Origin of the sequence: Mycobacterium sp. Aquia_213 (assembly GCF_026625985.1) — a bacterium.
Classification (GTDB): domain Bacteria; phylum Actinomycetota; class Actinomycetes; order Mycobacteriales; family Mycobacteriaceae; genus Mycobacterium.
Map to the genome: position 1 here is coordinate 4171089 of NZ_CP113116.1, position 20258 is coordinate 4191346.

15 protein-coding genes are annotated in these 20258 nt (G+C 66.5%); 7 read left to right on the plus strand and 8 right to left on the minus strand.

All coding sequences use genetic code 11. The features are described from left to right. Positions 1-36: 36 nt before the first annotated feature. Entirely contained in the window at positions 37-675 is a 639-nt protein-coding gene (locus LMQ14_RS19360; protein WP_267731134.1) for a TetR/AcrR family transcriptional regulator, read from the minus strand. Positions 676-790: 115 nt separating this feature from the next. Here LMQ14_RS19360 and LMQ14_RS19365 point away from each other — a divergent pair, with 115 nt between their 5' ends. Next, the gene (locus tag LMQ14_RS19365; RefSeq protein ID WP_267731135.1) at positions 791-2272 is read left to right on the plus strand and encodes a cytochrome P450; all 1482 of its coding nucleotides are present in this window, start codon (positions 791-793) and stop codon (positions 2270-2272) included. A gap of 18 nt (positions 2273-2290) precedes the next feature. Here LMQ14_RS19365 and LMQ14_RS19370 read toward each other — a convergent pair whose 3' ends face one another. Next, complete coding sequence (locus tag LMQ14_RS19370; protein WP_420714698.1) at positions 2291-2794, minus strand: homocitrate synthase; 504 nt, start codon at positions 2792-2794, stop codon at positions 2291-2293. 326 nt (positions 2795-3120) lie between these two features. On the opposite strand from LMQ14_RS19370, the gene LMQ14_RS19375 reads away from it, so the two are divergent. Both LMQ14_RS19375 and LMQ14_RS19380 read left to right on the plus strand, forming a co-directional pair. Then, positions 3121-3246, plus strand: coding sequence for a hypothetical protein (locus tag LMQ14_RS19375; protein WP_267731136.1), 126 nt, complete (start codon positions 3121-3123; stop codon positions 3244-3246). Between the two features lie 103 nt (positions 3247-3349). Beyond that, positions 3350-3481 (plus strand): hypothetical protein, encoded by a 132-nt coding sequence (locus tag LMQ14_RS19380; protein ID WP_267731137.1) that lies wholly within the window; start codon positions 3350-3352, stop codon positions 3479-3481. A gap of 490 nt (positions 3482-3971) precedes the next feature. Here LMQ14_RS19380 and LMQ14_RS19385 read toward each other — a convergent pair whose 3' ends face one another. The 3 genes from LMQ14_RS19385 to LMQ14_RS19395 all read right to left on the minus strand — a co-directional run bounded on the left by LMQ14_RS19385 (position 3972) and on the right by LMQ14_RS19395 (position 7784). Then, a complete protein-coding gene (locus tag LMQ14_RS19385) occupies positions 3972-4961 on the minus strand; it encodes a sensor histidine kinase (protein WP_267731138.1) in 990 nt (329 codons plus the stop codon). A 135-nt stretch (positions 4962-5096) separates the two neighbouring features. Beyond that, the gene (locus LMQ14_RS19390) at positions 5097-6557 is read right to left on the minus strand and encodes a FadR/GntR family transcriptional regulator (RefSeq protein WP_267735600.1); all 1461 of its coding nucleotides are present in this window, start codon (positions 6555-6557) and stop codon (positions 5097-5099) included. A 33-nt stretch (positions 6558-6590) separates the two neighbouring features. Then, the gene (locus tag LMQ14_RS19395) at positions 6591-7784 is read right to left on the minus strand and encodes a thiolase family protein (RefSeq protein ID WP_267731139.1); all 1194 of its coding nucleotides are present in this window, start codon (positions 7782-7784) and stop codon (positions 6591-6593) included. Between the two features lie 66 nt (positions 7785-7850). Between LMQ14_RS19395 and LMQ14_RS19400 the strand changes: the two genes are divergently transcribed. Further along, entirely contained in the window at positions 7851-8195 is a 345-nt protein-coding gene (locus tag LMQ14_RS19400) for a Zn-ribbon domain-containing OB-fold protein (RefSeq protein ID WP_267731140.1), read from the plus strand. A 10-nt stretch (positions 8196-8205) separates the two neighbouring features. Here the strand turns inward: LMQ14_RS19400 and LMQ14_RS19405 are convergent, their stop codons facing one another. Together LMQ14_RS19405 and LMQ14_RS19410 are read right to left on the minus strand one after the other, a co-directional pair. Then, positions 8206-10371, minus strand: coding sequence for an acyl-CoA dehydrogenase (locus LMQ14_RS19405; RefSeq protein ID WP_267731141.1), 2166 nt, complete (start codon positions 10369-10371; stop codon positions 8206-8208). 138 nt (positions 10372-10509) lie between these two features. Further along, positions 10510-11268 (minus strand): SDR family NAD(P)-dependent oxidoreductase, encoded by a 759-nt coding sequence (locus LMQ14_RS19410; RefSeq protein WP_267731142.1) that lies wholly within the window; start codon positions 11266-11268, stop codon positions 10510-10512. Positions 11269-11380: 112 nt separating this feature from the next. Here LMQ14_RS19410 and LMQ14_RS19415 point away from each other — a divergent pair, with 112 nt between their 5' ends. Genes LMQ14_RS19415 through LMQ14_RS19425 form a run of 3 tightly spaced genes read left to right on the plus strand, consistent with a single transcriptional unit; the run spans position 11381 to position 16777 of the window. After that, positions 11381-12910: an ATP-dependent DNA ligase gene (locus tag LMQ14_RS19415; RefSeq protein ID WP_267731143.1), complete on the plus strand. Its 1530-nt coding sequence runs from the start codon at positions 11381-11383 to the stop codon at positions 12908-12910. 36 nt (positions 12911-12946) lie between these two features. Next, positions 12947-15217, plus strand: a complete 2271-nt coding sequence (locus LMQ14_RS19420; RefSeq protein ID WP_267731144.1) for a carbon starvation CstA family protein — start codon at positions 12947-12949, stop codon at positions 15215-15217. 39 nt (positions 15218-15256) lie between these two features. After that, complete coding sequence (locus LMQ14_RS19425; protein ID WP_267731145.1) at positions 15257-16777, plus strand: Hsp70 family protein; 1521 nt, start codon at positions 15257-15259, stop codon at positions 16775-16777. A gap of 1 nt (position 16778) precedes the next feature. Here LMQ14_RS19425 and LMQ14_RS19430 read toward each other — a convergent pair whose 3' ends face one another. After that, complete coding sequence (locus LMQ14_RS19430; protein WP_267731146.1) at positions 16779-19964, minus strand: adenylate/guanylate cyclase domain-containing protein; 3186 nt, start codon at positions 19962-19964, stop codon at positions 16779-16781. Between the last annotated feature and the right edge of the window lie 294 nt (positions 19965-20258).

Sequence of the window (20258 nt, forward strand, 5' to 3'; positions counted from 1 at the left end):
GTGGGTGACGATACCGCCGGTAACGACTGGGCCGCGTTATCCGCGGCCGCCACCCCACAAGGAGTTCAGCCACAACTGCTCGAGAAGCCGGACCCGGCGGTCGAGATCGTCGTCGCGGCCGACGAAGATCGGGTCGCCGGTCAGCGTCAGGGAAGTGGTGCCGATCAGGGTGCGCACCAGCGTCGGGATGTCGTCGCTGATCGGATTCGCGGTCCCGGCTGCCATCTCCGCTTCGACGATCGCGACGATGTCCCGCAGCACCACCTCGAGCTGCTGCTCGAGCATGCTCTGGATTGCGACGTCGGTGTAGCGGGCGGCATTGCAGGCCGTCATCACCGGGTCGTTGTGCGCGTAGACCGCGGCGGCGCTGCCCACCATGCGCTTGGCGAACTGCTCCGGTGACTCGTCGGGCTGGCGGGGGGCGAAAAACTGGGTGAGTTCTTCGAGCTCTTGGGTGGCCTCGGCCACGATCGCCGCGAGCACCGCGTACTTGGAGTCGAAGTAGAAGTAGAAGCCGGACCGGCCCACCCCGGCCCGAAGACTGATGGTGCTGACGGACAGCTCCGCGAACGGCCGCTCCTGCAGCAATTCACGCACCGCGGCCATGATCGCCTGCCGGTGCTTGTCGCCACGCCGCCGCGTCGCCGGCTCGCCCGGTTCCGCGTGGCTGCTCATCCCCTGACCTTGCACCACACCACTCCAAAAGCAAACTTGACAGCCGTCAACTTTGTCCCGAAGGATAGTGGCAAGTGACGGATGTCACCAGCCCCGGGTCCGCAAAGGAGCGTCCATGCCCGCCACCATCAGCACCCCGCATTACCTGCTCGACCAGGCGAAGCGCCGGTTCACGCCGTCGATCAACAACTTTCCCGGCATGGGGATGGTCGAACGCAAGCTGCTGAGCACCCAGTTCCCGGAGCGGAAACTCGCCGACCCACCGCCGGGCAGCGGGCTCAAGCCCGCCATGGGTGACGCGGGGCTGCCGATCTTCGGGCACATCGTCGAGATGATGCGCGGCGGCCCGGAGTATCTGCTGCACCTCTACCAGACCAAGGGTCCGGTGATCTTCGGCGACTCACCGGTGCTCCCGGGTGTCTCCGCGCTCGGCCCGGACGCCGCGCAAGTCGTCTACTCCAACCGCAACAAGGACTTCTCGCAGCAGGGCTGGGTGCCGGTGATCGGGCCGTTCTTCCACCGCGGGTTGATGCTGCTGGACTTCGAAGAGCACATGTTCCACCGGCGGATCATGCAGGAGGCCTTCGTGCGCTCCCGGCTGGTCAACTATGTCGAGCAGATGGACCAGGTGGTGTCGCAGACCGTCGCCAACAACTGGGTGGTCAACGACGCGCGCTTCCTGCTCTACCCGGCGATGAAGGAGCTGACGCTCGACATCGCCTCGATGGTGTTCATGGGCCACGAGCCGGGCACCGACCACGAGCTGGTGACCAAGGTCAACAAGGCGTTTGCGGTTACCACCCGCGCGGGCAACGCGATCATCCGGACACCGGTGCCGCCGTTCACCTGGTGGCGCGGACTCAAGGCGCGCGAGCTGCTGGAGAATTACTTCCGCGAACGGGTCAAGGAGCAGCGGGCGACGCAGGGCGACGACCTGCTGTCGGTGTTGTGCCGAACCGAGGACGAGGACGGCAACAAGTTCTCTGACGAAGACATCATCAACCACATGATTTTCCTGATGATGGCCGCCCACGACACGTCGACGTCGACGGTGACGACGATGGCCTACAACCTGGCGACCCACCCGGAATGGCAGCAGCGCTGCCGCGAGGAATCCGACCGCCTTGGCGACGGACCGCTCGACATCGACGCGCTGGAGAAGCTGGAATCGCTGGACCTGGTGATGAACGAGTCGATCCGGTTGGTGACGCCGGTGCAGTGGGCCATGCGGCGTACGGTGCGCGACACCGAGCTGCTGGGCTACTACATACCCGAAGGCACCAACGTCATCGCGTACCCGGGAGTTAATCATCGGTTGCCCGAATTGTGGACGGACCCAATGAAATTCGATCCGGAACGATTCACCGAGCCGCGCAATGAGCACAAACGGCACCGCTACGCGTTCTCACCGTTCGGCGGGGGCGCCCACAAGTGCATCGGAATGACCTTCGGGCAATTGGAAATCAAGACGATTCTGCACCGGCTGCTGCGCAAGTACCGGTTGGAGCCGCCCCGCCCGGGCTACAAGTGCGAGTGGGATTACGGCGGCATGCCGGTGCCGAAGGACGGCATGCCAATTCTGTTGCGCCCGCTCTGAACTCGAGCATCGGCAAACTCAGGCCAACAGCCGATTGGCGCACGCGATCAGCGCGCGCAACGCCGAGTCTGTCGGGTCCTCGGACAGGCCCACAGCCCATTCGGCACGGATGCCGTCGCTGCCGCAGATGAACGTGGCCGTACACCCGTCCGAAGCCATCTGATGAAACTTCAACGTCTCGATCGCGATCCCGCGCTCGTGCAGCATCGTGGTGAGTGCGGCGATCGGCCCGCTGGCGGCAGCGGTCGAGGTGCGGATGCAATCGCCGACGGCGATCATCGCCCGGAAATTGCGGGCCTGTGGACCGAGCCGCCCGGTGGGTCGCTCGGTGTCGGCACACACCCAGTGCCCGAGCCGCAGCGGGCCGGCGGTGTGGCCGTAGGCCGTCACGAAGTCTTCCCACGTCATCGCGCCGGCCTGTTCCCGCAGGCCGCGCGGTAAGGCGACGCCGAAGTGATCACCGAACCATGCGTTGGCGTCGCGCCGGCGGGCAGGAACGCTGGTGAGATTCGGCGCCGGAATGCGCAGTGGCCTAGAAAAAGGCTGGGTAACAAGAGGCTGGGTAAGAGGCACGGTGTCGGTCTTCTCTGGTCATAAGGAACGACCGACGGTAGTAGCTTTCGACCCACAGCGGGGGGTCGGTCTGGATCAGACCCCGCTGCGGGTACTGGCTACTACGGCACTCGTGAGAAGACGCACGATCGCGACATTAGACGCCGTCCGTCCGTTGGTGCAACTTTATTTCGGGCAGGGTGTCCCGCATACCTGACCTAATCGGGTTTACACGGGTCGAATAGTGGCTATCCCGTCGTCGCTTAAATCCACCCCCTCAGCGGAAAGGCACAACGATGAAATCGACGGCAGCCGAGAAGGCGCTTGACGCGGCGGCCATGGCAAGAGGGTTCATCGAAGTGTTGCTGGTGCCGACCCGATTTTCCTCGGCGTGGGAACGAATCGCGGCCGCCCAGCACTGATCGAACAGCAGGTTTACCTGCGTCGAATAGCGGCTATCCCCTCGTCGCCTCAGCCGCGAGCGGCTATGCATCCCTCAGATGAAAGGCAACGACAATGAAGTCGATGACCTCCAAGAAGGCCCTTAAAGTTGCCGCAGCAGCGGTCGGGCTGGTCGCAGTGATGCTCGTACCGAGTGGGTGTTCAACGGCGGTGGGCGGCACGGGTGGCAACGGCGGGCTGACCATCTCCCTCTAGCCGACTTAGGCCGACTTCCGACGGCGCCCTTTGGAGCTGCCGTCGGCAGGTTTCCATTGCGTGAACGCCATACATTCGTGTCTTGCAGCGTCGTCACCACGCAAAATCCTCTATTGCGTTGTGCCAGTGCACATATGACAAAACCCGGACGTGAGAAACGTCACGAAATCTGGTTTACACGTGCGTAACAGCGGGGTATGCGGAGGTGTCCGTAACCGTAACGGCGATTTGTCCCCTCTCGGAAAGGCACGACGATGAAGTCGCAATCCACCAAGAAAACGCTTAAAGCCGGCGCAGCCGCCCTCGGGGTGGCCGCCATGCTGATACTGCCGACTGGATGCTCGACCGCCGCGGGCGGCGCGGGCGGTGGCGGCCTTGTTGGTGGCTCCAGTGGCGGGCTCTTAGGCGGAGTTATTGGCGGCCTAGGCCTCTGACCTTTCGGGCAGGCGGCCCGCTGGGAACCTCGGTTCCTGGCGGGCCGCCTTCCTTTTCAGCTGATTGGCCCGGCCGAAGAATTCAGCCGCAGGTATGCCTGAATCGTCGTTCCGGTGCTGGCGGTGTGGGTGCGGACCAGATCTGAGATGGCGTTGACCAGAAACAATCCGCGGCTGGCTGGGCCGGTCGGACCGGGGTCGAGGCGTCCCACCAGCGGATCGTCGAGGCGCCCGTTGTCGCGGGCCTCGCACACCAGGTGGTCATCGTCGCGCCAAAAGGCCAGCCGGCACGCGCCGTCGGTGTACATCAAGCTATTGGTGGCCAGCTCGGTGGCGACCAGTTGCAGGTCTTCGATGCCGTCCTGGGACAGTCCGACCCAGCCGGCGTAGTTGACCGCGAACGACCGCGCCGGGCGCAGGTCCGCGGATTTGCGGACCATGTAGGTCACGGCGCCCGGATTAGCGGCAAGGGGCTGGTTGCACTGCGCCAGCACGTCATCCGGCGCGTAGTCGGCGCTGGCTTGCAGCGAGCCGCATTTCCACAGCAGCGGATGGGTCGCACGGGCGCTTGCCAGCACATCGTCGTCCAGCCGTTCCGCATCGTAGAGACACAGCGCGGTCAGCTGGCGACCTTCAAACGCGCTGTTGACCAGCGCTTCATGCTGCTTGCAGGCCAAAAACTCGTCCGCCGTGCGCTCCGGCCAGCAAACCTGGCTGACAATGCGCGCGCGCCGGTCGGCGTTCTCCTCGACAAACGAGCCCTCCAACGCCAGAAATCGGCTGGGGTTGCGCGCGGCCTCGGCGATGTCGACCAGCTGCAGCCCGGCCGTCGAGCCCTCGCCACCCAGCGCGTCACGTATCAAGCCCAGGTAGTCCCCGGGCACCGCTACGAGGACCGGCTCGTCCAGCGCCAAACCTTCGAGCACGAAGGGCACCACTGTGTCCAGGTACTCCCGTTGCGAGTGGTAGAGGAGCGCGGAATGAACGAAGCCTTGACGCCCGTTCTCCGTGCCCCTGACCATTTCGGCGCTCCCGCTTTCAATCACCAATGCCAACCCCCTGCCGGACCGGCTCCCTTTACGTATCCCCGCGCCCCATTACCAATCCCAAGTACCCCGCACGCGCGTTCCCTACGCAGGAAAGTGATCACAAACCAGCCTCGAATAACCGGACGACGTCCGTCACAGCCACCAGGAGGCAGCGGCGTCGAGATGACGACGAATGCGGTAGCGCGCCAAGCTGTCGTCTCCGGCCGTGATCGCGTCGAGAATCCGCAAATGCGCGTGTTCGACGGCGGCGAAGTCATCCCGGGCGGGGGGCTCTTGCCCGGTGCTGGACCAGTGCCGGCGAAACAGCTCGACGATGATCCTCAAGAACAGGTCCAACAGCGCGTTGCCGGCCAGCTGCGCCAGTCCGATGTGGAACCGCAATTCCTCTGACGAGGCCTGGCGCGCATCATCGGCGATGTGCGGCGTGGCGACGAGCGCGGACCGGTGAGTGTGCAGGAAGGCCGCCACCTCGGGTTCGGCGCGGCGTTTGACGACCTTGACGACGTTGTCGATCTCGATGGCGTCGCGCACGCAACGCAGGTCTTCGCGGCTCGGCTTTCGGAATTGCAGGTACAGCGCGATGGTGTCGATGCTGGCCTGTGCATGGGGCTTGGTGACGACCAGCCCGCCACCGGGCCCGCGGCGCATCTGCGCGACCGAGTGGTATTCGAGCAGTCGCACCGCTTCGCGTAACACCGCGCGGCTCACCCGGTAGCGCTCCAGCAAAGCCGTCTCGGTGCCGAAGACCGAACCGACCTGCCAGCCGCCGGAGCCGATCTCGTCGCCGATGCTGGCCGCCAGCACCTCCGCCATCTTCGCGCGCGGAAGTCCGCTGTCGGCCGGCTCAGGTCTGCGGCCGGCCCGCCCGGCCCGCCCCGCCCCCGGGTGATGCTCTTGCAGCCAGGCGTTCACCGCTTCGACGTGTCGCTCGGACAGCGTCTTGGCACGGGCGGAATCGCCGGCGGTAACGGCGGCAACGATTTCGGAGTGGTCGTGGTGCATGTAATCGAGTGCCTCGATGGCCTCACTTGCCGAGTCGGTGCGCGACCGCAGGGCGTAGCGGGTGGTCAGCCTCATCAACACGTCGATAAACAGTTGGAGGACCGGGTTTTTCGACTGCTCCGCCAGCGCGATGTGGAACTCGTCGCGCGGTGCCGGCAGACCCGGCCGCCACTGTTCCGCGGCGCGCAGCACTCCGCGCAACCGCTCGATGCCGGCTTCGTCGATCCGCTCCGCCGCAAGCGAGGCCGCCAACGGCTCGAGCACCAGTCGCGCGTTGAGCAGATCGGCCAGCGTGGTGCCCAGGTATTCGAGATAGATGACCACCGCGCGAGTCGCGGGTCCCGCGTCCGGCTCGCTGATCAGCAGCCCGCCGCCCGGACCGCGCCGCGTCCGGGCCACCCGATGGTGCTCGACGAGGCGAACGGCCTCCCGCAGCACCGACCGACTCACCCCGTAGCGCTGTTGCAGCGCAGTTTCAGAACCCAGCGATTCTCCGACGGGCCAGCCGCGGCGAACGATGTCCGCCTCGATGTCGCGCGCAATCGTCGAAGCCAGCTTTTTTGTCCCGCCCGCGGCCGGCGCGGGACTTATCTGAAGCTCAATACTGGACTCCCACAAGCTTTCTCAGCAGGTGAGCAGCATGCAACCCGCGACCGGACCCCCGCCAACCGAAACCACGCCGACCTCGGGTCGCTGCGACACCTGCCGCTCCCCCGCCTCGCCGCGCAACTGCAGGCATCCTTCGTGCAGTGCCCAGTAGCCGTGCATGCGCCCGGCCGAGAGTTGGCCGCCGTAGGTGTTCAGCGGCAGTTGCCCGTCGCGGGCAATCCGCGCGCCGCCCTCGACGAAGGGGCCGGCCTCGCCGTCACCACAGACGCCCAGGGCTTCTAACCAGGCGATCGTGAGATAGGTGAAACCGTCATACAGCTCGGCAACCGCAAGATCGGCGGGTTTCAGATCGGTGCGCGACCACATCTGCGCCGTCGCATCCGACATCGCCATCTTCGGGTAGTCGTCGCGGTGGAACCAGCCACCGGCACCGTCGGACCCGCCGATCGCCTCCACCCGCACGGGCCGGTGCGGGCAATCGGGCCCGTACTCGGCGCTGGACACCACCACCGCGATCGATCCGTCGATGGGCACATCGCAATCCAGCAGCCCGAACGGCGTCGACACCAGCCGCGCCCCCAGGTAATCGGCCATCGTCATCGGCTCGCGGTAGACCGCAAGCGGATTCAGCGCGGCGTTGCGCCTGCCGTTCAGCGCCAACCAACCCAGCTGTTCCTTGGTGGTTCCGTACAAGTCCATGTGGCGGCGGCAGTTCAGCGCCAGCCAGTTCGCGGCCGAATACGCTTGGGCCGCAACCAGATCGTTGACGTCGTCCATCGCGCCGACGGCGGGGCGCTCCGCGCCCTCTGGTGTCTCGAACATTCGCGCCAGCGGCGGGGCGGGCGCGTTTTCCTCCTGCTTGACCGGCACTGTGCCGCCGAGCATTTGGATGGTTCGGTACACCACCACATGCCGGGCACGCCGCTCGGACACCGCGCGGCATGCCGACATCACCGGGCTCAGCAGTCCGCCGGTACCGAACCCGCTGCCGCAGTCGGCCGCATCGATATTGAGTTCGGCATTGACCTCTTGGGCCGGAGTGTCACCCAACGTCGCGATGCCGTCGATGTCGGCGGGCGCCAGGCCGGCGTCGGCGATGGCGCCGCGCACCGCCTCCATGGTGAGGTCGCGCCCCGGGATACCGGTCCGCCGGCCGATGCGGGAAATCCCGATACCGGACACGATCGCGTCTTTTTCGAAATATGTCATCTGCACCGCCCGTCAGAGGTGAACCCGTCGCACGCACCCGAACCAATAGAGTGTACTGTATTGCCCGTGTCAGCCGAGACGACATCACCGCTGCTCATCGAGCACTGCAACGATTGCTCCCGCTGGGTGCACCCTGCGTCCGGCGAATGCCGGCAGTGTGGCGCCACGTTGGTCGCGCGCCCGATTTCCGGACAGGGCACGGTCTTCACCTTCACGGTCAACCACCATCCGTATAACCCGGAGATCCCGGTCCCCTATGTGATCGCCATCGTCGAGCTCGCTGAACAAGCCGGGCTGCGGGTTGCTGCCAATATCGTTGACTGCGAACCGGATTCGGTGACCTGCGGAATGCCGGTCCGCATCCTGCCGGAGAAGGGCGCGGGCGGCGCGCCGTTATTCGCACCGGCCTAACGGGCGCGAGTCAGTTGATCAGCGGGTCGCGCGGCATGCCGAGAATCCGCTCGGCGATCTGATTCCGGGTCACCTCCGAGGTACCACCGGCGATCGACATGCCACGGGCACCCATGATCATCCGGCCCGCCAACGCGCCGGGTCCCTCGGTCAACGCGACCTCGGGCCCCAGCAGTGCCGCCGAGATCGCGGCCCCGTCCACCATGTGTTCGGCCAACTTGAGTTTGGTGACGTTGCCTTCCGGGCCCGGGCCCGCTCCCTCCACGCTGCGGGCGGCGCGGCGTAGGTTGAGCAGCCGCAGCGCGTGGTCGTCGGCGAGGAAGTTTCCGACGCGAATCTTGGCCCCCGCCAACTGATCTGGCCGCTGCTGGGCAAGGCCGATGAGCAACTCGTCGATGCCTGCGTAGAAGGACCCGCTGCCGCCGATGCTGACGCGTTCGTTGCCAAGCGTTGCGCGAGCGACCGTCCATCCCGTGTTCGGCGCGCCGACTACATCTTCGTCGGGAACAAACAGATCGTTGAAGAACACTTCGTTGAAGTCCGAGTCACCGGTCATCTGGCGCAACGGACGCACCTCGACCTCGGGCGCCTTCATGTCGACGATCACCGTGGTGATGCCGGCGTGCTTGGGTGCTTCGGGATCGGTGCGCACGGTGGCCAGCCCGCGCGCGCAGTAGTGGGCCCCGCTGGTCCACACCTTTTGGCCGTTGATCTTCCAGCCGCCCTCGACCCTGGTGGCCTTGGTCCTGATGGACGCCGCATCCGAGCCCGCTTCCGGTTCGGAGAACAGCTGGCACCAGACTTCGTCTTTGCGCAGCGCCTTCTCCACGAATCTTTCGATCTGCCAAGGCGTCCCATGCTGGATCAGCGTCAGAATCACCCATCCGGTGATCCCGTAGTCGGGGCGCTTGATGCCCGCCGCGCGAAACTCCTCCTCGATCACCAGCTGCTCCACCGAGTCAGCGGCGCGGCCCCACGGCTTGGGCCAGTGCGGCATCACGTAGCCGGTCTCGATCAGCTTGTCGCGCTGAGCCTGCTTGTCCAGCGCGGCGATCTCGGCGGCGTCGGCGTGGATGCGGGTGCGTAATTCTTCGGCCTCGGGCGGCAGGTCCAGACTGTTCTCCCGCACGCCGCCCGACGCGGTGCGATCAAAGACATCGGCGGCCGGTGCGTCGCCGCCGAACAGGGAGGAGGTCACCAGCGCCCGGCGCAGATGCAGATGGGCGTCGTGCTCCCAGGTGAAGCCGATACCACCGTGCACCTGAATGTTGAGCTCGGCATTGCGCGCGTAAGCGGGAAAGGCATGCGCGGCAGCCACTGCCGCGCTCAGCCGAAACTGATCCTCGTCCTCTGCAGCCGCGCGCGATGCGTCCCAGACCGCGGCAGTCGCCGACTCCGAGGCCACCAACATGTTGGCGCAATGATGCTTCACGGCCTGAAAAGTCGCGATGGTGCGGCCGAATTGCTGGCGCACCTTGGCGTAGTCGACGGCGGCCTCGACGCAGTCGGTCGCCCCGCCCACCGCCTCAGCGGCCAGCAGGGTCCGCGCCCGGGCCAGCGCCGATTGCCGCGCCCCGACCAGGACGTCGTCGGGACCGACGCTCACGTTGTCCAGCCGGACACGTCCAGAACGCCGGGTGGGATCGAGGTTGCCGGGCACCTCGACCGAGACACCGGACCGGCCGCGTTCCAGCACCAGCACGTCGTCGCCCGCGGCGATCAGCAACAGCTCGGCGAGCCCGGCGCCCAGCACGATTCCAGCCTCGCCGCTGGCGGCGCCGTCGGTGACCTTGACCCCGCTGTTCAGCCCGATGCCCGCGGTGACGGTTCCGTCGATCAGGCCGGGCAGCAGCCGCGACTTTTGTTCGCTGGTGCCATCTTTGGCGATCACAGCCGACGCGATCACGGTCGGGACGAACGGGCCCGGGGCGACCGCGCGGCCGAGCTCTTCGATGACCACGACGAGCTCGGGCAATCCGTAGCCGGAGCCGCCGTGTTCCTCGTCGACGTGCAGACCGAGCCAGCCGAGCTCGACGATGTCGGGCCAGAACGTGGGCCGGCTCTCGTCGGGGCTGTCCAGTAGCGCGCGCGCCGCGGGGCGTGCCTTCTGCGAAGTCAGGAACGAGCGAGCGACCTCGGCGAGCTCACGATGGTCGTCGGTAAGTGCGATACCCATGGGGACCTCCTCGCGCCAGTACCCGCCCCGCACCGTCGCCGGGTGGTCAGCCGGCCCCGCTCCGAGGGGGAGCGGGGCGGCTGCCTAAAGAGTGTACTTATTGCGCCCGGGCCTCTAGCGGCCCCCTGCCGGGGGTCTCTACTTGGGCGCGAAGCGCTGTCCGGCGTCCAGCCGCAGGCACTGCCCGTTGAGCATCGGGTTGTCGACGATGGCCAACGCCAGCTTGGCGTACTCCTCGGGCCGGCCCATCCGCTTGGGGAAGGCCGCGTCGCGGGTCAGCGTCGCCGCCATCTCGTCGGGAACCATCGAGGTCAGGCCGGTGAGGAACAGGCTCGGGGCAATTGCCAGCGCGCGGATCCCGATCGATCCCAGGTCGCGGGCCATCGTCAGGCACATGCCCGCGATCGCTGCCTTGGCGGCGGTGTAGGCGACCTGCCCGATCTGGCCCTCGAAGGCGGCGATCGAGGCGGTGTTGATGATGACGCCGCGCTCTTCATCCTCGGGCTCGTTCTTGGCCATGTGCGCGGCCGCCAGCCGGCTGATATTGAAGGTGGCGATGAGGTTGAGATCGATAACCGATTGGAAGGATTCGAGGTCGTGCGGGCCGGACTTGGTCAGCGTGCGCTTGGCGATGCCGCCACCGGCCGTGGTGACCACGACATGCAGGCCGCCCAGCTTGTCGACCGCGGTCTGCAGTATCTCCTCGGTGCCGGTGAAGTCGGTGACGTCGACCGGGTAGAACGCGCCACTGATGCCCTCGGCAACCGCTTTACCGTCGGAACCCTCGCGGTCGAAGATCGCGACATCCGCGCCGCGCTCGGCGAACAGTTCGGCCGTGGCACGACCCATCCCCGACGCGCCGCCGATGACGACGGCCTTCTTCCCATTGATCTCCATCCGGACGTCTCCTTTTTGGGTTGTCAGATCCTGTGCAATCTGTAACGTTACGTAGGAACGCTAGCGTGTCCGCTCGGACGGGTTGTCACCGAGCCATGCCAAGCTGACGATCGTGCTCCTTATCGAGGTGGTAGCCACGTCGACCGACGTCGGCGCCACATCGTCCCGGCTGACCAAGGTCGCGCGCATCGCCGAGCTGCTGACCCGCGCCGCACCGGACCGCGAAGTGGTCGCGATCGTCGTGTCGTGGCTCTCGGGTGAACTCCCGCAACGTCAGATCGGCGTGGGCTGGGCGTCGTTGCGGTCGCGGCCGCCGGCGGCTGCCGAACCGCAGCTCACCGTTGCCGGAGTGCATGCCACCTTCACCGAGATCGGCGCGGTCGCAGGCAAGGGATCGCAGGCGCGGCGTGCCGAACTGCTCGCGACGCTGTTCACCGCGGCGACCGAATACGAGCAGACGTTCCTGGTGCGGTTGCTCAGCGGTGAACTGCGCCAGGGTGCGTTGGCCGGAATCATGGCCGACGCGGTCGCCAGGGCCGCCGACATCCCGGCCGCCGCGGTCCAGCGTGCGGCGATGCTGGGCGGGGATCTGCCCTCGGCAGCGGCGGCGGCCCTGTCCGGTGGCGCCGTCGCGCTGCAGGCCTTCACCCTGCGGGTGGGCCAGCCGGTCGACCCGATGCTGGCGCAGACCGCGACCAGTGTGGCCGACGCGCTCGAACGCCATGGCGGCACAACGATTTTCGAGGCAAAGCTGGACGGCGCACGGGTGCAGATCCACCGCGCCGGGGACACGGTCACCGTCTACACCCGAAGTCTGGACGACGTCACCGCCCGGCTGCCGGAGGTGGTGGAGGCGACGCTGGCGCTGCCCGTCACCGACCTCATCGCCGACGGCGAGGCGATCGCGCTGCGCCCCGATGATCGACCGCACCGCTTTCAGGTCACCGCATCCCGGTTCGGCCGATCGGTCGACGTGGCCTCAGCCCAAGCGGCGCAACCGCTTTCGGTGTTCTTCTTCGACATCCTGCACCGCGACGGCGTCGATCTGCTCGATGCACCGACCACCGAGCGGCTCGCCGCCCTCGACGCGCTGGTACCGCCCCGGCAGCGGGTCGACCGGTTGGCCACCTCTGATCCCGATGCCGCCGCTGCCTTCCTGCAGGCCACGCTGGCCGCCGGTCACGAAGGAGTGATGGCGAAGGCGCCGGGTGCGCCCTACCTTGCCGGCCGTCGCGGCGCGGGCTGGCTCAAGGTCAAGCCGGTCCACACGCTCGACCTGGTGGTGCTCGCCGTCGAATGGGGTTCGGGACGCCGAACCGGCAAACTGTCCAATATCCATCTGGGCGCCCGCGACTCGACAACGGGCGAATTCATCATGGTGGGAAAGACTTTCAAGGGCATGACCGATGCCATGCTGGAGTGGCAGACGGCGAGGTTCAGCGAGCTCGCCGTCGGGTCGATGGACGGCTATGTGGTCCAGTTACGCCCCGAGCAGGTCGTCGAAATCGCGCTCGACGGCGTGCAGCGCTCGACGCGCTACCCGGGCGGGCTGGCGCTGCGGTTTGCCCGGGTCGTGCGCTACCGCGACGACAAGAGTCCGGCCGAGGCCGACACCATCGACAACGTCCGTGCGCTGTATTAATTCAGCCGGGCGACGCGCTGCGCATCGTCGTAGGGTTTGACCGTGACTGTGCACGACAAAGATGTCAGCTACATCCGCACCGATGACGACCTGCCGCCCGTCGCCATTATCGACCGCTCCCCCATCAGCCTCCGGCACAAGATCGTCTTCGGGATCATCGCGGTGATCGGTGCCGTCGCCTGGGCGATCATCGCGTTCATTCGCGGAGAGGCGGTGAACGCCGTCTGGATCGTGGTCGCCGCGATCTGCACCTACATCATCGGGTTCCGGTTCTATGCGCGGTTGATCGAAATGAAGATCGTCCGCCCCCGCGACGACCACGCCACCCCGGCCGAGATTTTCGACGACGGCGCCGACTATGTCCCGACCGACCGGCGGGTGCTGTTCGGCCATCACTTCGCCGCGATCGCCGGGGCGGGACCACTCGTCGGTCCGGTGCTGGCCACCCAGATGGGCTACTTGCCCTGCAGCATCTGGATCATCGTCGGCGCGGTTTTCGCCGGCGCCGTCCAGGACTACTTGGTGCTGTGGATCTCCACCCGGCGCCGGGGCCGCTCGCTGGGTCAGATGGCCCGCGACGAGCTGGGCAACATCGGCGGCGCGTCCGCGATCGTCGGCGTCCTCGTGATCATGGTGATCATCATCGCGGTGTTGGCGCTGGTGGTGGTGCGTGGTCTGGCCCAGAGCCCGTGGGGCGTGTTCTCCATCGCGATGACCATCCCGATCGCGATCTTCATGGGCTGCTACCTGCGGTTCCTGCGCCCCGGGCGGGTGGGCGAAGTGTCACTGATCGGCTTCTTGTTGCTGATGGCCGCGGTCGCCTCGGGGAGCTGGGTCAGCGAAACCTCTTGGGGCGCATCCTGGTTCACCCTGTCCGCGGTCACGGTCTCCTGGTTGATCACCGTCTATGGCTTCGTGGCGTCGGTGCTGCCGGTGTGGTTGCTGCTGGCGCCGCGCGACTACTTGTCGACGTTCATGAAGGTCGGCGCCATTGCCTTGCTGGCCGTCGGCATCTTTATCGCGCACCCGCTCATGGCGGCGCCCGCGGTGTCGCGGTTCGCGTCCAGCGGCGACGGCCCGGTGTTTCCCGGGGCGCTGTTCCCGTTCCTGTTCATCACCATCGCGTGTGGCGCGCTGTCCGGATTTCACGCGCTGATCTCCTCAGGGACGACGCCCAAGCTGCTGGAGAAGGAAAGCCAGATGCGCTTCATCGGCTACGGCGGCATGCTCACCGAATCGTTCGTCGCCGTGATGGCGCTGATCAGCGCGTCGATCCTGGACCAACACGTGTACTTCGCCCTCAACGCCCCCGCCGCACAGACCGGCGGCACCGCGGCCACGGCGGCGCACTACGTCAACGGACTCGGCCTGTCCGGAACTCCGGCGACCGCGGACCAGCTCAATCAGGCCGCCGCCAGCGTGGGCGAAAAGTCGATCGTGTCGCGTACCGGCGGGGCGCCGACGCTGGCGGTCGGCATGTCCGAGATCCTCTACCGGGTTTTCGGCGGCGCGGGCCTCAAGGCGTTCTGGTATCACTTCGCGATCATGTTCGAGGCGCTGTTCATTCTGACCGCCGTCGATGCGGGCACCCGGGTCGCGCGCTTCATGCTGTCCGACGCACTCGGCAACCTTGGTGGTCCGTTGGCCAAGCTGCAGAACCCGAGCTGGCGCCCGGGCGTATGGGGTTGCAGCCTGGCAGTGTGCGCGGGATGGGGCGGCATCCTGCTGATGGGCGTGACCGATCCGCTGGGCGGCATCAACACGCTGTTTCCACTGTTCGGCATCGCCAACCAGCTGCTCGCGGCGATCGCGCTGACCGTGATCACGGTGATCGTCATCAAGAAGGGGCTGCTGGCGTGGGCGTGGATTCCGGGCGTCCCGCTGCTGTGGGATCTGACGGTCACGCTGACCGCGTCGTGGCAGAAGATCTTCTCCGCGGATCCGGCGATCGGCTACTGGTCCCAACACGCCCAGTATTCGGCCGCCAGGCACGCGGGCAAGACCGCGTTCGGGTCGGCCAAGAATGTCCATCAGCTCGACGAAGTCATCAGGAACACCTTTATCCAGGGCACCCTGTCGATTCTCTTCGCGGTCGTGGTGATCATCGTGTTGGTCGCCGGAATTGTCGCCGCGCTCAAGACAATTCGCGGCAACGGCAGGCCGTTGACCGAGGATGACCCGATACCGTCGAAATTGTTCGCGCCCGCGGGCCTGATTGCCACCGCCGCCGAGCGGGAGGTGCAACGGCAATGGGACGCACCGCAAGCCTCGATGCCGTCCGGCGAGCGCCACGCCGGACAGATCTAGAGCCCCGAAGTTGCTTGCGGCGCCCTAAGATTGTGCGGAATGAGAGTCGGTATCGACTTCGGCACCACCCACACTGTCGTCGCGCTCGTCGACCGGGGTAACTACCCGGTCGTCTCCTTCGACGGCGTCGACGCCTGGCCTTCGCTGATCGCCGCCAACGCGGCCGGGGAGTTGCGCTTCGGTGTGGACGCCGCCGCCGTGCGCCATGATCGCCGGTGGTCGGTGCTGCGATCGATCAAGCGCCTGCTCAACGACGCCGGACCGCAAACCGAGGTGACGCTGGCCGGCCGCAGCTACCGGTTGACCGAATTGCTCACCGGATTTCTGGCTCAGCTGAAAAGCGACCTTCTGCAGCGCTCGAATGGCAGCCTGACACCGGGTGACACCGTCGAGGCGGCCATCAGCGTGCCCGCCAATGCCTCCAGTGCTCAGCGCCTGCTGACGTTGGATGCGTTCGTGGCGGCCGGTTTTCACGTCGTCGCGCTGCTGAACGAGCCTTCCGCCGCAAGTCTCGAATACGCCCATCGATACCGCTCCACCATCACCGCCAAACGCGAATACGTCCTGATCTACGACCTCGGCGGCGGCACCTTCGACGCATCGTTGCTGAAGATGACCGGGCATTCGAACGAGGTCGTGATCAGCGAGGGGATCCAGCGTCTGGGCGGTGACGATTTCGATGAGGCGATTGTGCGGCTCGTCTCCGACGGCGCGAAACTGCGCGACGTGGATGCCGGCGCGCTCGACCTGCTGCGCGAGGAGTGTGCGGTGCGCAAGGAGGCGGTCGGACCTCAGACACGCCGCTTCCTGGTCGACCTGACGGGGATCGACGCCGGGGTCGATCGACCACCGTTTTCGTGCGGCATCGACGACGTCTACTCGGCTTGTGGGCCGCTCGTCACACCCACGATCGACCTGCTCAACCGGATCCTGCACGACGGTAGCCGGGACGTGGCGTGGTCGGAGGTCGCCGGCATCTACGTGGTGGGCGGGGCCGGCGGCTTTCCCCTCATCTCCCGGATGCTGCGCGCCACCTTCGGCGAAAAGCGGGTGAAGCGTTCGCCACACCCGTTTGCCGCCACCGCCATCGGCCTCGCCGTATTCCTCGACAAGCAGGCCGGTTTTGCATTGTCCGAACGCTTTTCGCGGCACTTCGGCGTCTTCCGCGAGGCCGAAGCCGGCGCCGGCGTCGTCTTCGATCCGATCGTGGGCAAAGACGTCTCGCTGCCCGCCGAAGGCGATACTCCGCTCATCGTCCGGCGGACATACCGGGCCGCACACAACATCGGGCATTTCCGCTTCGTGGAGTGCAGCCGCCTGGTCAACGGCCGCCCCGACGGGGACGTGACCCCCTACGATCCGGTTCTGTTCCCCTTCGACCCCGCGCTCTACGACCGCGACGACCTCGGGCGCCAGCCGGTCGGCCGGTGGACAGACGGGCCGGATGTCGAGGAACGCTACGTCGTCGCGCCCAGCGGCGCGGTAGAGGTGACGCTCACGACGCAGCCGGGCGGCTTCATGCGCACGTTCCGCCTGGAGCGGTGTGCCGCTGCCGGGTAGTTCATGATATGGCGGCGGCTGTCGACATACTCTCCTCGAAGCCAATCGAATTCGCCAGCTCGCCATGGTCTTTCGCGTATATGCGGTAACTGGCCTCGTCGCCCTGCGCGCGGGCCAGCAGGGCCCGCAACCGCAGCATCGACAGCTCGTTGAACACATAGCCCGGGTCGGTGCGCACCGCGCTCAACCTGTCGATGACCGCGCCAACCTCATCCAGATCGCCGGCCATGCCTCGGCGCAGCAAAAGCTCTCCCAGCAGTTCGGCCGACATACCCAGGTAGAGCATCCCCGAGGTCGCATGCAAGTCGTCAACTAGGTTGCGGCACAACTTAATCGCTCCGTCAAGATCGCCGGCATCCGCTTGTGCACGAGCGAGGTGAGTGTCGATCGGCGGCAGCATCGTCATGCTGAGCCGCTCTTGTGCGCTCAACTCCCGAACCGCCGCGAAGAGCTCGAGCCCCTCTGCGGTGTCGGCGTTTTCGTGATGGATGAGCACCACGCCACGGGTGAACCGCGCGAAGCCCACGGTGAAGTCGTCGCCCGAACGTTCGGCGATGCGCACCGCTTCGGCGGTATCGCGCAAGGCGTCGTCGCCCAGCGCGATGGCCCCGTACATCACCGGCACGTACTTGTACATCGTCACCGTGGCGTGGGTGATCGCGTCGCATCCGCGCGCCATGGCCATCGCCTCGTCGGCGTAGCGCCGCCAGCCGGGTATTCCCATGGAGCACTTGATAAAACTGCACATCGCCGTGGCTATCGCCAGCGGCGATCCGACAATGAAGTTACCCGCGTTCGCATCGCCGGCCGCCAATTCGACCACCCGTTCGCCGACCCGCAGCGCCTCGGCCATCTCCCCGGCCTGACAGTGGGCCAACACCCCGGGATGGGACATGCCCATCAGCAGCGTCGGGTCGCCGATCGATTCGAGCAGTGCGATGTGCTCGGCGCCCAGCCGCGCGGCTTCTCGGACCTCGTTGTGCAACGTCCACGACATGACTTGCCCGGCCATGCCGAAGGCCAGTGACACCTTGTCCCCGGCTTGGGCGCACAACTCGTCGAGTTCGGAAAAGCCGGTGTCGGCCACGCTGCCCCCGATCAGCCACATGCTGGCGCACAACGCCGCCCGCGGTGCGATCCGCATCCCCAACACCTCGGGTTCGTCGCGCGGCAACCGATCGGCGACCCGACGGGCCCGTTTCCAGCTCAAATGTGCGGACGCGATATCGCGGGTGCTCAACCATGTCCCCGCACGGATATGCCAGTCGTAGGCATCGCGCAGGTCGCCGGCGGATTCCAGATGCTCGGCCACCCGTTCCGCATTGGCATCGACGGCGTCGGGATCGCGCTCCTGGATGATTGCGGCCAACCGCCGATGTAACCCGGCGCGAGCGGACCTGAGCTGAGAGTCATACGCGACCGAACGGATCAAGCCCTGACGAAAGGCATACTCCTGGGACTGGGGAGCACCGAGCACGGCGAGATGCGCTCGCCGAGTGACGATTTCGTCGATGAAATCGCCCTCGACGAGTTCGTCGACTCTGGCCTGCACACCCAGGCTGGTGAGCACATCGGCGCTGAACCGATCACCGATCACCGCCGCGGCGCAGAGCGTGCGCTTCGCCGGCGCGGACAGGCGATCGATCCGAGCGGTGACCGCGGCCTGAACCGTAGCGGGCACGGTGATGTCGGTGACCTCGGTGGTGCACCGAAAGGCCCCGGGCTGCCCTTCCAGCACACCCCGATCGCGGAGGTCGCGGACGATCTCCTCGGCGAAGAACGGATTGCCGGCCGCTTGCTGGGTGATCGCCTTCGCCACCGCGGCGACCGACGAATCGGCACCGATCAGCTCGCCGACCAACGCGGCCGTGTCCGAATGATTCAGCGGCTCAACGACAATGGACCGTGCCCCGGCGATCACTTTTAATGCGCCGCTATACTCCGGGCGCTGAGTGATGAGCAACACGGATCGGGTGTCGTGCATCTCGGCCGCAAGATCGGCCAGGATCGACTGGCTGGCCGGGTCGGTCCAGCGCGCGTGCTCGACGATGCACAGCGCGGGCCGCACCCGCTCGCGCACAATGCGGATGACCAGCGCGCTCAGCCGTCGACGACGCGCGTCGGGGTCGAGCGCGGCCGACGCGGCTGCTGGATCTCGGCTTCCGAGCAGGTCTGCGAGCAGCAACAGGTCCTGCTCGTCACCGTCAGAAGCGAGTTCTCGCAACGCCTCTCGGGCTTCTTGGGCATCCAGATCGTGAAAGCCGGTCAGCGAGCGGAGCAGCCGCGCGACCACCATGAACGGTATCTCGGCGCAGTGCGACTCGGCGGCCACCGAGACGACGTCCATGTCCCGTCCGGCCGCCACGGCCTCGACCTCGCGGGCCAGACGGCTCTTTCCGATACCGGCCGCGCCGGCCAGAATCACCGTGCTGCCGCGGCCGTTGATCGCACGCTGCAGAGTCTCGTCCAGTGCGGCCATCTCCGGGCGCCGGCCCACCAGAGCCGCTTCGACTCGATCGGTGCGTCCCGCACCGATCCCGATTAGTTGCCTCGCAACGACCGGGTCTTCGCGGTTCTTGATCCGAATCAGCTCCGGCTCGCCCAGCGACGCACAGTGCTCGACCAGTCTGGCGGTGGACTGACTCAGCATCACACCCCCCGGCGGCGCCGCCGACTCCATCCGCTGCGCCATGCCCACTTGCTCCCCGACGGCGGTGTAGCTCCACGGTTCGGCACCAACCGCACCCGCGATGACGCGCCCGGAATTCAGCCCGACCCGAAGGGACAGCGCGATCGCATCTCGGCGCTTGACCTGCTCGGCCAGCGAGGCGGCCTCGCGCTGAATGTCCAAGGCCGCCAGGCATGCTCGAACCGCATGGTCTTCCAGCGCGACGGGGGCGCCGAACAGCGCCATCACACCGTCTCCGTTGAACGAGTTGATCGTGCCGCCGTAGCGGCGCACCACATCGGATGAACGCCGCAACAGGTCGGACATGATTTCCCGCAATCGCTCCGTGTCCAAGGCCGCCGCCAGGTCCATGGAGCGCACCACGTCAGTGAAGATGACCGTCACTTGCTTGTACTCGGCCAGCTCTCCGACGGTTGTTGCCGGTCGCCCGCACTGGTCGCAGAATTTGGCGTTGGCGCGCAGCTCGGTCCCGCACGCCTCGCATGTCACTGCCGGCATCGCTAACGCCCCTGTCGGAAGAAACCGAGATTCAGCATAGGGGCCGGTGAATGATCTCGCAGGGTTGCCGAAACCGGCCCCGTGCCCGGTCCGGGTTGTCGGCGCCGTTACTGGAGCTAGCGTCGGATGACATGGCAGAGAGATCGTGACGCCCTGTCCACTCCCGAACGCCGCATCCAGAAGATGATGGGCTTTGTTCACCTAAGCAATACGCCGAATTCATGCAGCAGCACCGCTTTTCGAGGGGATGGTGGTCGCCAACAGGATAAACCTGACCGAGCTGTGGTTCTCGGT

Coding starts and splice junctions, on each gene's coding strand:
- LMQ14_RS19360 (WP_267731134.1), bottom strand. CDS start 675: ATGAGCAGCCACGCGGAACCGGGCGAGCCGGCGACGCGGCGGCGTGGC.
- LMQ14_RS19365 (WP_267731135.1), top strand. CDS start 791: ATGCCCGCCACCATCAGCACCCCGCATTACCTGCTCGACCAGGCGAAG.
- LMQ14_RS19375 (WP_267731136.1), top strand. CDS start 3,121: ATGAAATCGACGGCAGCCGAGAAGGCGCTTGACGCGGCGGCCATGGCA.
- LMQ14_RS19380 (WP_267731137.1), top strand. CDS start 3,350: ATGACCTCCAAGAAGGCCCTTAAAGTTGCCGCAGCAGCGGTCGGGCTG.
- LMQ14_RS19395 (WP_267731139.1), bottom strand. CDS start 7,784: ATGACATATTTCGAAAAAGACGCGATCGTGTCCGGTATCGGGATTTCC.
- LMQ14_RS19405 (WP_267731141.1), bottom strand. CDS start 10,371: ATGGGTATCGCACTTACCGACGACCATCGTGAGCTCGCCGAGGTCGCT.
- LMQ14_RS19410 (WP_267731142.1), bottom strand. CDS start 11,268: ATGGAGATCAATGGGAAGAAGGCCGTCGTCATCGGCGGCGCGTCGGGG.
- LMQ14_RS19425 (WP_267731145.1), top strand. CDS start 15,257: ATGAGAGTCGGTATCGACTTCGGCACCACCCACACTGTCGTCGCGCTC.
- LMQ14_RS19430 (WP_267731146.1), bottom strand. CDS start 19,964: ATGCCGGCAGTGACATGCGAGGCGTGCGGGACCGAGCTGCGCGCCAAC.